We start from the raw sequence: 11,773 nt of genomic DNA, 5'->3' as shown, positions 1-11,773 counted from the left end.
ATCATCTTTTTTCCTGTCTATTTAGTATATACTGGCATTAAAGACCGTATAGTAGACATTCGAAAAGATGGGGGATAAAAGGCATGCAATATACCGTTCAATCAATCGCTACAGTTCGTAACAATCGGCAAATGATAAAAGATGATCATTGGGGAGAGATTATTTCAACCATTGAACTTGCTGCTCATATCCAGGAGGCATCCTTAAAAGGAATAGAAGATTTTTCTCATCTAGAAATTATTTTTTATTTTGATAAAGTTACAGACGATCAAATCCAATATGAGGCTAGACATCCTAGAAATAATCAAGATTATCCCGAAGTGGGTATTTTCGCGCAAAGGGGTAAGAATAGACCCAATAAATTAGGAAGTACAATCGTTGCGTTGTTAGAGGTCAAACCTAGAGCATTAATCGTTCAAGGGCTAGACGCCATAGATGGTACACCTATACTAGATATAAAGCCTGTGATGAAAGAATTTTTACCTAAAAAGGATGTTAAACAGCCCGCGTGGTCAATAGATTTAATGAAGGCCTACTGGGAGTAATAAAGTTGTTAAAGCGAAGACAATTGTGGATTTCTAACAAAGGGGAGTGACATGCTCCCCTAATTTTTTATAGAATAATTCCCTCTTGATAAAGAATGCTAATGGCATGGGAACGATTTTTGGCACGCAATTTTTTGATAGCCGATTTTACATATTGTGTAATGGTTAATTCACTTAAATTCATAACATCTGCTATTTCCTTTGTACTATCTCCCTGCGCTACCTGTCTCATTACCTCTAGCTCACGTTTGCTAAGAAAACCCTCTTTTTTACTATTTCTAGCTTGCATGATAAGCTGTCCAATCATATGTCCAAAGGTCGTCATATCATCTAATAGCTTTTCATTTACATCGATTGCCTCTTCCAATTGAGTACTACAAATATAACCAAAAACATATTGCCCTATAAAAATAGGAACAATTAAAAAAGAATTATTTTGCGAGGGAATAGAATATTTAATACTGATATTTTTTAAATAGTCCATTCCTGTACAAAATTTAGCCTTCTTATCTTCAATAGCAGCATAAATAATAGGGAAGCTGCGAATCTCCTCACGAATTTCACCGATATGACTACCACCCGATTCATTCAAGAAAATGATTCCTTCAGCGACAAAGCCTATTGGAGAATACCTTAATAAATAGGCATCCTTGATAGGAAAAGAATCTAAATATACCTGCAAAATGTGTATCAACAACTCTTCATGGTTGACATAGCTTTGTACCGTGTCGAAACGTTTTTGAATGGTATAAAGATTGGACATGACCTATCCCCTTTTTTAAGTATATACTACGCTTAAAATAAGGAATGTTCAATATTTTCTGTAAGTTGTAGTATTTAAGTTAAGTAAATCCATATTTTCCTATTTTGGTGTGAGGGGGAGCGGCAGATGAGTAGTCAAACAATTAAAGAGGTGGATGCAGTTGTTCTAGGTGCTAGGTTTGCAGGTCTGTATATGCTACATCAGTTGAGGAGTAAAGGCTTTTCGACCATTGTATACGAGGCTGGAGATGGTGTAGGTGGTGTTTGGTATTGGAATCGTTATCCTGGTGCTAGATGTGATATTGAAAGCATCTATTATAACTACACGTTTTCAAAGGAATTATATGAAGAATGGACTTGGACATCTAGATTTCCGGAACAAGCGGAAATATTACGCTATTTAAATTACGTAGCCGATCGCTTTCAATTGCGAGCAGATATCCAATTTAACACAAGAGTCACTGCGGCTCATTTTGATGAAGAACGACATAAATGGATAATTCATTTAAACGATGGACAGTGCATTTTAACAAAATATTTTATTACAGGAATAGGCTGTCTATCTGCTGCAAATGTTCCGAACATCCAAGGATTACAACAGTTTAACGGAAAATGGTATCACACGGGGCATTGGCCACATGAAAAGATTGATTTTACGGGGAAGCGTGTAGGAATTATCGGGACAGGCTCCAGTGGTATTCAAGCAATACCTGTTATTGCAAAAGAAGCAGAGCAGCTCACGGTGTTTCAACGCACACCGCAATATACGATTCCCGCTCGAAACCATGCATATGATGAGGACTTTATCAAAGAAACCAAGCAAAATTTCGAAGCGATAAAGCATTCCATGAGAAATTCTGTTTCAGGTACACCTTTTGCACAAAATCAGCAATCTGCAATGGAAGAACGGGATGATAGGAGACAGGCGGTTTTTGAGAAAGCATGGGCACAAGGCGGCTTTGCCTTCTCAGCTACTTATCATGACTTGTTAACGAATGAACAGTCCAATGAAAAAGCGGCAGAATTTATTCGCTCCAAAATACGACAGATTGTGAAAGACCCTGTGGTACCAGAGAAATTATGTCCAAAGTATATGTATGGCACGAAAAGACAGGTTTTAGATAGCGATTATTTTGAAACCTATAATAGGGAGAATGTTTTACTGGTTGATGTCAAAGAATCACCCATTCAAAAAATAACAGGAGAAGGTATTCAAACGGCGGATAACCATTTTGATTTAGATATCATCATTTTTGCGACAGGCTATGATGGCATGACAGGACCTTTATTTAAGATTGATATCCAAGGAAGGAATGGCGTGTCATTAAAGGAGAAATGGGAGGATGGGGCAGCGGTTCAAACCTATCTTGGACTCACAACAGCAGGTTTTCCTAATTTATTTATGATTACGGGACCAGAAAGCCCTTCTGTCCTCGTGAATATGCCAATAGCTATTGAGCAGCATGTCGAATGGATTGCCGAGTGCATACAATACTTGCGTGAGCATGACATTGACCTTGTGGAGCCAGCTATAGAAGCAGAGGAAGCTTGGAGCAAACATTGCCGAGAGGTTGCTAATGCAACACTCTACGTCAAAGGTGATTCTTGGTATACGGGAGCTAATATTGAGGGCAAACCTCGAAGTTTTTTAATTTATCTAGGAGGATTTGATTATTACACAAAACATTGTAATGAGGTGGCTCAAAACAATTATGAAGGCTTTAAGTTAATGAAATTAAAATCTATATCATAGTTTGTGAGAGAGGAGCATATATCAATATGGAGCAACAAGTAGTCATTATTACAGGTGCAGGAAGTGGTATAGGAAGAGAGACTGCAAAATTGCTTGCAACTAAGGGCAAAGCATTAGTTTTAGTGGATTTTGATGAAAAAAGTGGACAAGACACACTACATGCTGTGAAGGAACATCAACAACAAGCAATTTTTGTCCAAGCTGATGTTTCACAAAGCCAAGATGTCAAAAAATATGTGGACGCTGCAAAAGAAACATTTGGCAGGATTGATGCTTTTATTAATAATGCAGGCGTTTTAAGCTCACCAGCACTACTGGGAGATTTAGAAGAGGAGACGTTTGATAGAGTGATCTCGGTCAATCTTAAAGGGGCATTTTTAGGCTTAAAATATGTGTTAAAAGAAATGGAGCAACAGCAATCAGGTGTCATTGTGAATACATCCTCAGCAGCTGGTATACAGGGACAACCTTATCTAGGTGGCTATGCGGCAAGTAAGCATGGTGTAATTGGGTTAACTAAAACGGCAGCCATTGAATATGGACCTAAAGGTATTCGAGTGAATGCAATTTGTCCTGGTGGCGTGATGACAAACATGACGAAGGGATTGACATCGAGTCCAGAAGAAAATGGACCATTACGAAGATTAGCAGACCCTACTGAAATCGCAAATGTAATTGCTTTCTTAATTTCGCAAGAAGCTTCTTATGTGAATGGCGCTGTCGTTCCAATTGATGGCGGTTTAACATCGTAAAAAACATTTTAAATAAGAGAGGAAGAATTTTAATGGAACATCGTATTAATTCAGAACTAAAAGAAACGTTAGCAATTTTTCCCCCATTAGATTTGGATAATGTACAAGCTACAAGAGAAGGAATGGCAGCCGTTGCTGTACCAGCTCCAATAGAAGAGCATATCACAGTAGAAAATAAAGTGATTCAAGGGCCTGATGACAACGATTCTCTTCGTATTCGTATCTATAAGTCAAAAGAGCAAAATGAAATTTACCCAGGCCTGCTATGGATTCATGGTGGGGGCTATGTCTTAGGAGCTCCCGAGGGAGATGATGTGCTTTGTCAGCGTTTTGTCAATGAAGCGAAATGTGTTGTTGTATCTGTAGACTATCGACTTGCACCTGAGCATCCTTATCCAGCCCCACTTGAAGATTGTTATGTAGCGTTAAAATGGGTAGCGGATCATGCAGACGAATTAGGGATTGATCCTTCCCGTATAGGAATTGCTGGAGCTAGTGCTGGTGGGGGGCTCACAGCTGCACTTGCATTACTTGCTCGTGATCGAAATTATCCGAAGCTTAGTTTCCAAATGCCGCTCTATCCAATGATTGATGATCGTAATAATACACCATCATCATTAGAAATCACAGGCCACATGATCTGGAACCACTCACTCAATCAAAAGGGGTGGGAAATGTATTTGAATGGAGAAAACGGTAGCGACAATGTGCCACCATATGCCGCAGCAGCTAGAGCGGATGATTTATCAGGTTTACCATTTACGTATACATGTGTTGGTCAACTTGATCCGTTTCGTGATGAGACTTTACAATATGTAACCAAGCTATGCCAGGCTGGAGTAGATGTTGAATTCCATTTATACCCGGGCTGCTATCATGGCTTTGAGAGTATTGTGCCCACAGCCATAGTCAGTCAAAGAGCTGTCACTGAGTATGTAGAAGCCGCTAAATATGTGTTGCATCGAAATATTTCAGTGCCTTTATAAAAAACTTACGAAAATCCCGAAACCATAAATTCCTCAGGTTTCGGGATTTTTTTTGTTAAGCAAAATGATCTTATAGCTAGTTTGTAATATCCTCTTTTAGGTTAAACTTTTATCGAGTGAAAGGAGGAGAATATAAATTGTTACAATTTGATTCAAAAATTGTTGGAAAAGAGATAGGGTTTGGCTATTTACGAGATAAAATTGCCAATCGAGGTTTCACGATCGGCGGGAATTGGGAGTATTATAAAGGTAGCTTCGACTCGGTATTATGGAAAGAGGCAGGAGAAACGATTTATTTACGCGTCCCTTTTATCGTTACATCAGGGGAGCTTGATAATGAAGATGCTCAAATTCGTTTTCAAAAGCCATTTGTCATTAAGCATGTTGAAAATATTGGTCTAGATTATGATGAGGGCTCCTTACTAGATGCAACTGGTGCTAGCCAATTTCAAACCCCGCTTGATAAAGACGGATACATTCATGATAAAAGTAGATGGATTCAAGCAGGTGAACAAGCTGTAGAAGAAAAAGTACTACCATTTTTCATTCACTAGTTAGATAAATTTAAATAGCTGCTGGAAGAAATCATAAGTCTTTTATCCTTGTTATTTTGGGAACTTGTAATCAAAAATACAAATAGAATTGTCGTAAGAATTTTCCAACATTATAATGGTGTTAGCATGTACTATTATATGAGGTGAGTTTATGGACAAAATAGCTATAGATGATTTTCAGCATTCCTATCAGAAATTGCACCAAGAACGACTCATCCATCGTAAAGAAGCCTATCTAGAGGTGCTAGAGAAAACAAGAACATTTGGTGAAATAATCCTGTTTGAAAGTATAAAAAGTAAGAGAGGCGTCTAGGTGGCGTCTCTTTCTATTTTTCATAAATGAGAGGATGATTAATCATGAGACGTTACATGCCTTTATTACTGCTAACGATGATTTTTTGTGTTGCTTGCACATCAACGAAGGATAAGAACAATAAAAGGTTAGAAAGTGAGGAAAATCACCCTATAGATTCAATGAATTCCTCTATTGAAATAATAGCAGATCAATTGCAGACACCTTGGTCGATTCAAAAAAGTGGTGATGTCTTTTACCTAGCAGAAAGGCCAGGAAGTATTGTAAAGATTGCAGAAGAAACCGTTGATAGGCAACAGATTATCCTGAAAAAGGAGCTTTCATCCGCGCCAGAAGCTGGTTTATTAGGGTTTGTACTAGCCCCTAATTTTCCTACCAGTCAGATTGCCTATGCGTATTATACGTATGTTGAGGAAGAGGAACAATTTAATCGAATTGTTACGTTAACGTTAAGCGATAATAAATGGCTAGAACAGGATCTTATTATTGATCGAATAAAGAGTGGTACATATCATCATGGTGGACGTTTGAAAATAGGTCCTGATGAGAAGCTGTATGCAACGGTAGGAGATGCGACACAACCTTCTTTAGCACAGGATGTGGATGCTTTAGAAGGGAAAATTTTGCGCATCAATTTGGATGGCTCCGTACCGAATGATAATCCTTTTCCGCAATCCTATGTATACAGCTATGGGCATCGAAATCCACAAGGTTTAACATGGTCTACTGATGGTACGATGTATGCCAGTGAGCATGGCAATGCAGCAAATGATGAAATTAATATCATTGAGAAGGGGAAGAATTATGGTTGGCCACTTATTGAAGGAACGGAGAAAGAGCAAGGTATGATAGCACCTCTCTTTACATCCGGTGCTTCTACCACATGGGCACCATCAGGCATTGCCATTGTAAATGATCAATTATATGTCGCCGCACTAAGAGGTACGGCAGTCCTAGCATTTGATATAAATAAGAACAAACACAATGAACTACTATCAGAATTTGGTAGAATTCGTGATGTCTTTGTGGATGAAAAATTTCTTTATTTTATTAGCAATAATACAGATGGCCGTGGAAACCCGCAACCGCAGGACGATAAACTATATCGAACGCCATTGTGATATAATATTTGAGAAAACATGGAATGGTATGATGAATGGGGAGGACGAACATGGCTAATTATCTTAAAATCGCAGTAGCAATTGATTTCTCAGAACAATCATTAAAAGCATTGGACAGAGCGAGTCAATTAGCAAGAGAATACAATGCTATTTTGCAATTAGTGAATGTAATTGATACGAAATCGTTTGGAGCAGTTTCAGCATATGACTTAAAATATGCGGAGGAATTGAAGAAGGAAAACATTCTTAAAATGGAAAAGCTAGAAAAAGAGGCATTACAGACAGGGGTCAAAGCGGTAGAATCAACGGTAGAAACAGGTTCACCAAAAGGTATTTTAACACAATTACCTCAGGTTGATTTAATTGTTTGTGGTGCAACAGGATTAAATCGTATGGAGAAAATGATGTTAGGCTCTGTTGCAGAGAAAGTCGTACGACATGCGCTATGTGATGTGTTAATTGTTCGTTAGTTTTTAAAATAGTTTAGAATAAAAGAACCTGCTTGCGCTAGTTAGCACATGCAGGTTTTTAGTGTTGAAAAACAAAACAGTCAATTGAAAGGTAGAAATGGATTTCCGTTTCAGGCTACTTGCTTTCCTGTGGGCGAGCGCCGAATCGCTTCCTCCGCTATCGCTCCGTGCAGGGTTTCGCCTGTCTCGCTATCCCACGGGAGTCAAGTAGCCTTCCACTTCAACCCACTAACTTTTTAGCAAAGGTTTTCAAATAAAGTGAATGTGCTCACTACTCTTTATGGAGAGGTGTTGTCACGCATCACTTCTCCACATTGAAAATAAGAGCTTATCCCCTCTAAACACTTTGCAGAATGGTTGATTGGAGTGGAGCCAGCGTCACTCCTAGGGGATTTAGCGTCACAGAGGAGACCCTGGAGCGAACGCTAGTGAGTGAAGCGGCTCATCGGACGCCCCCTGGAAAGGACGCTGACGGAACGGAAATCAACCTCTCACTTGCAAAGTTGCTTTTTCTGCCGTTGACATCATCTTTTTTCAACAAAAAGAACCTGCTTGCGCTAACTAGCACAAGCAGGTTTTTAATTATTCGATTGTTTGAGCGTTATCAATAATGCTTTGGGGAATATCGATTGTTTTTAGATGATTAAATTCAGTATACGTAACGACTGATTTTGTATTCATTAACAATTCGTCACCTTCTACGGCCATTTTTAAATCAAAATTCATATCCATTTTGTTCGTATCGAAAGTCTCTTTATCGATGTGCAGCACATAATTGATTTTTTCAATTGTTAGTTGATCCAGAGGGTTTTCTTCTAGACCCATATCTTGCATAGACTTATTAATTTCAGAATCGATAAGCTCTTTGAATTTATCGCCTTTTGCATCTAATGTAAGGACATATTCATCATCCGTTTGTTCAAATGTAAAGTCATTAATGAATTTTTTCAGTTGTTCTAGCTGTTCCTTCGCGTCAGCAGAAGCCGCCGTTTGATCTAAAATAGCATCAAAGTTCTCATCAGGAAGCTTTAACCAGCTGTCTGTCGTCATATCTTTCATAAATAGGCCAGCATCTTTTTTCATATACATTTCTATTGGCATGTCCATTGTTTCTTCGCCTTCACTCATCATATCTGGCATCGACATAGACCCTGATAAATGCATTGCAAGTGGGTCAACGATGATATCCATCTCCATTTTAGAGTCGATCGAAAACTCCATTGCCTCTTCACCAGATCCAACCTTTGTCACCTGTGTCATATCCATTTTCGCACTTGCACTTTTAATATCAGCCTGACGATCCACTGCTTTGTCATACACTTGTTCTAAAGTGAGTTTGCTTTTATTCGTTGTGTCTTTCGTAGGCGTAGCACTTGAATTACAAGCGGCAAGTGTCAACGCTAGTGTTCCGACTGCTAATACTTTAAAAATTTTCTTCATTACTTTCATCTCCTATTCTTGGTAAAAAACACTATCTACTACTATACGCACTAGAAAAGGAAAAGTTTCATAAATTGTTAGAAAAGAACTAATTTTTTATTAAAAAAACGACATTTTCCCTACTTCTTTTAGCGGTAAACGTGAAAATTATCAAATGAATAAGGATAAAACAAAAAAGCTGTCACGAACTTATCGTACAAAGACGATAAGTTGGGACAGCTTCTTGTTTACACCGAGGCGTAATGGATCAATTATAACCCCAGATCATAGCAAATAATGTACCGATGATTGTCACAACACCTACGAATACTGAGTATAAAATCGTTGTATATAACGTTTTCTTATCTTCAGATTCACCGATGTGCATGAATAATACTAATTGTACAGTTGCTTGTGCAAGGGCAGTTACTAGTAAAATTCCAAATGCCATATTAAGAGACATATCGAATTTAACAACTGCTAAAGCTATAATTGTTAGTAATAGTGAGAAGCCGAAGCCCATCACATGTTGTTTTGGGAATAATTCCTTCATCAGCTAATCAGTCCTTTCAAGTAGACGAAGCTGAAGATGAAAATCCAAACAACGTCTAGGAAATGCCAGTACAATGAGAAGATAAACGCTTTGTTCGCTGTTTGTGGATTTAAACCACGTTTAGCTACTTGGATTAAAATAGCTACGCCCCAGAAGAAACCAAATGTTACGTGGGCACCGTGCGTTCCAAGTAGAGTCATTAGTGACGATAAGAATGCGCTTGTTTGAATCGTCGCACCTTCGTATACATAAGTGACAAATTCATCAATCTCAATAGCTAAGAAGCCAAGACCTAGTAAAAGAGTGATGATAAAGAATGTCATCATCGCTTTTTTACGACCGATACGCATTGCATGAACACCAAGACCAATTGTGAAACTACTTGTTAATAATAAGAATGTTTCCCATAGAACTGGAGTTAATTCGAAAATTTCGGCACCATTTGGTCCACTACCTGTACGTGTATGAAGTGTGAAATACACTGTAAATAATGTGGCAAATAACACGATTTCGGCGCCAAGGAAAATCCAAAAACCAAAGATTTTTAGACGGTTTTCCTCTGTACTATATTCTAATGGAAGTGAAGAATCGATTTTCATATTATTTATCACCTCTCAAGCTTTTCTCAGTTGCCATTACTTCCTCAACTGAAATGTAACGACCATGATCTTTTTCGAATGAACGATGGATCATGAAGCCAAATACACCAAGCATACTGATGATGGCTGGAATCCATAGATTGAATACAGCGAAGAATGCTGCAAGGAAGAAGAATCCACTCATCCAGAATGGTGTGCCTGTATTATTTGGCATGTGAATTTTTTCGATTGGACCTGCAGTAATATCGCGACCTTCTTTTTTGGCGAACCAAAACTCATCTAAGCGAGTAACAGTAGGCACTACGGCAAAGTTATATTCTGGTACTGGAGAATGAGTAGCCCACTCAAGTGTACGACCATCCCAAACATCTGCCTTTTCATTGCGAGGCATATGTTTCCAGCTGTAGTAAATGTTATAGACAATTAATGCAAAGCCGACTGCAAGTCCTAGCGCACCGACGAACGATAACATGTTCAATGGACCATAACCAGTAGACTCAGAATAAGTGTACATACGACGAGCATAACCATCTAAACCTAAAATGAATAGTGGGAAGAATGTTACGTTGAAGCTGATGGCAATGAACCAGAAACCAGCTTTCCCTAATTTTTCATTTAGACGGAAACCGAACATTTTTGGCCACCAGTAGTGGTAACCTGCAAGCACACCAAATACTGTACCTGGAATTAATACATAGTGGAAGTGGGCAACTAAGAACATCGTATTATGATATTGGTAGTCGGCACTTGCCATCGCGAGCATAACCCCTGTAACCCCACCAATAGTGAAGATAGGAATAAAGCCAAGTGCATAAAGCATCGGTGTTGTAAATTGAATTTTCCCGTGCCTCATTGTGAGTAGCCAGTTAAATATTTTAACACCAGTAGGAACTGCGATTGCCATTGTTGTAATAGAGAAAACACTGTTAACCATTACACCGTGACCCATTGTATAGAAGTGGTGGGCCCAAACTACGAATGATAGTAGGGAAATGACCACCATACTCATCACCATTGATTTGTAACCGTATAAGTTTTTACGTGCAAATGTTGCAATGATTTCTGAGAAAATACCGAAAGCAGGTAGGATAACGATATAAACCTCAGGATGTCCCCAAACCCAGAATAGGTTGGCCCAAAGCATATCCATACCACCGTCTTGCATCGCAAAGAATTTTGTGCCAAATTGACGGTCAAACATCATAAGTGCAAGCGCTACAGTTAATACTGGGAACGCGAATACGATAATAATGTTTGTAATTAAAATAGACCAAGAAAACATTGGCATTTTCATTAATGTCATACCAGGGGCACGCATTTTAATGATCGTCGTGATAAAGTTAACACCTGTCATTAAAGTACCAATACCTGATAATTGAAGTGCTAAAGAATAATAGTTATTCCCTACAGTCGGACTAAATTCCGTACTTGCAAGAGGGAAGTAGGCTGTCCAACCAGCGTCTGGTGAACCACCGATAATGAATGATAAGTTTAATAAACCAGCACCTGCTGCAAATAGCCAGAAGCTGACAGCATTTAAACGTGGGAAAGCAACGTCACGTGCACCGATTTGAAGTGGAATGACAATGTTCATTAACCCGATGACAAATGGCATCGCCATAAATAGAATCATTAATAAACCGTGTGTTGTGAAAATCTCATTATAGTGTTGTGCATCAAGAAGTCCGTTATCTGGAACGGCTGTTTGTGCACGCATTAATAGTGCATCGATACCACCGCGGAATAGCATTAATAAGGCTACTGCGATATACATAATCCCGATTTTTTTATGGTCAACAGTTGATAGCCAGTTTTTGTAGAAATAGCCCCATTTTTTGAAATAAGTAAGGCCAGCTACGATAACCACTGCACCAACTACGATACTAATAGCTGCCGCTAAAATCATCGGTTCTTGCATTGGATGGAATAATTCTTCCATACTCATT

General features: G+C 38.7%; 13 protein-coding genes. 8 read left to right on the top strand and 5 right to left on the bottom strand.

Annotation, left to right across the window (positions count from 1 at the left end):
- Positions 1–83: 83 nt before the first annotated feature.
- Positions 84–545, top strand: a complete 462-nt coding sequence (locus MHB40_RS17735; RefSeq protein ID WP_342533081.1) for an SAM-dependent methyltransferase — start codon at positions 84–86, stop codon at positions 543–545.
- A gap of 67 nt (positions 546–612) precedes the next feature.
- On the opposite strand, the gene MHB40_RS17730 is transcribed toward MHB40_RS17735, so the two are convergent.
- Complete coding sequence (locus tag MHB40_RS17730) at positions 613–1,308, bottom strand: LuxR C-terminal-related transcriptional regulator (RefSeq protein WP_342441111.1); 696 nt, start codon at positions 1,306–1,308, stop codon at positions 613–615.
- 126 nt (positions 1,309–1,434) lie between these two features.
- On the opposite strand from MHB40_RS17730, the gene MHB40_RS17725 reads away from it, so the two are divergent.
- From MHB40_RS17725 to MHB40_RS17695, 7 genes are all read left to right on the top strand, one after another.
- The gene (locus MHB40_RS17725) at positions 1,435–3,060 is read left to right on the top strand and encodes an NAD(P)/FAD-dependent oxidoreductase (RefSeq protein WP_342533080.1); all 1,626 of its coding nucleotides are present in this window, start codon (positions 1,435–1,437) and stop codon (positions 3,058–3,060) included.
- A gap of 20 nt (positions 3,061–3,080) precedes the next feature.
- Complete coding sequence (locus MHB40_RS17720; protein WP_342534799.1) at positions 3,081–3,812, top strand: SDR family NAD(P)-dependent oxidoreductase; 732 nt, start codon at positions 3,081–3,083, stop codon at positions 3,810–3,812.
- A gap of 32 nt (positions 3,813–3,844) precedes the next feature.
- Positions 3,845–4,798, top strand: coding sequence for an alpha/beta hydrolase (locus tag MHB40_RS17715; protein ID WP_342533079.1), 954 nt, complete (start codon positions 3,845–3,847; stop codon positions 4,796–4,798).
- A gap of 137 nt (positions 4,799–4,935) precedes the next feature.
- Positions 4,936–5,352, top strand: coding sequence for a YugN family protein (locus tag MHB40_RS17710; RefSeq protein ID WP_016991855.1), 417 nt, complete (start codon positions 4,936–4,938; stop codon positions 5,350–5,352).
- 151 nt (positions 5,353–5,503) lie between these two features.
- Positions 5,504–5,665 carry a hypothetical protein gene (locus MHB40_RS17705; RefSeq protein WP_342533078.1) on the top strand — a complete coding sequence of 54 codons (162 nt, stop codon included), beginning with the start codon at positions 5,504–5,506 and terminating at the stop codon, positions 5,663–5,665.
- Between the two features lie 44 nt (positions 5,666–5,709).
- Positions 5,710–6,786, top strand: a complete 1,077-nt coding sequence (locus MHB40_RS17700) for a PQQ-dependent sugar dehydrogenase (protein ID WP_342533077.1) — start codon at positions 5,710–5,712, stop codon at positions 6,784–6,786.
- Between the two features lie 50 nt (positions 6,787–6,836).
- Positions 6,837–7,256 carry a universal stress protein gene (locus tag MHB40_RS17695; RefSeq protein ID WP_205444713.1) on the top strand — a complete coding sequence of 140 codons (420 nt, stop codon included), beginning with the start codon at positions 6,837–6,839 and terminating at the stop codon, positions 7,254–7,256.
- 582 nt (positions 7,257–7,838) lie between these two features.
- Here MHB40_RS17695 and MHB40_RS17690 read toward each other — a convergent pair.
- The 4 genes from MHB40_RS17690 to qoxB all read right to left on the bottom strand — a co-directional run bounded on the left by MHB40_RS17690 (position 7,839) and on the right by qoxB (position 11,772).
- Positions 7,839–8,696 carry a DUF6612 family protein gene (locus MHB40_RS17690; RefSeq protein ID WP_342441106.1) on the bottom strand — a complete coding sequence of 286 codons (858 nt, stop codon included), beginning with the start codon at positions 8,694–8,696 and terminating at the stop codon, positions 7,839–7,841.
- Between the two features lie 247 nt (positions 8,697–8,943).
- Positions 8,944–9,228, bottom strand: a complete 285-nt coding sequence (gene qoxD / locus MHB40_RS17685; RefSeq protein ID WP_205444710.1) for a cytochrome aa3 quinol oxidase subunit IV — start codon at positions 9,226–9,228, stop codon at positions 8,944–8,946.
- Entirely contained in the window at positions 9,228–9,827 is a 600-nt protein-coding gene (gene qoxC / locus MHB40_RS17680; RefSeq protein ID WP_342533076.1) for a cytochrome aa3 quinol oxidase subunit III, read from the bottom strand. Before qoxC ends, qoxD begins: the two co-directional genes overlap by 1 nt.
- A 1-nt stretch (position 9,828) precedes the next feature.
- Positions 9,829–11,772, bottom strand: a complete 1,944-nt coding sequence (gene qoxB / locus MHB40_RS17675) for a cytochrome aa3 quinol oxidase subunit I (protein ID WP_205444708.1) — start codon at positions 11,770–11,772, stop codon at positions 9,829–9,831.
- Between the last annotated feature and the right edge of the window lies 1 nt (position 11,773).

Source organism: Lysinibacillus sp. FSL K6-0057, assembly GCF_038630885.1.
In the GTDB taxonomy this organism is placed as follows: Bacteria; Bacillota; Bacilli; order Bacillales_A; family Planococcaceae; genus Lysinibacillus; species Lysinibacillus fusiformis_F.
This window is presented reverse-complemented; position numbering and strand designations above follow the sequence as displayed.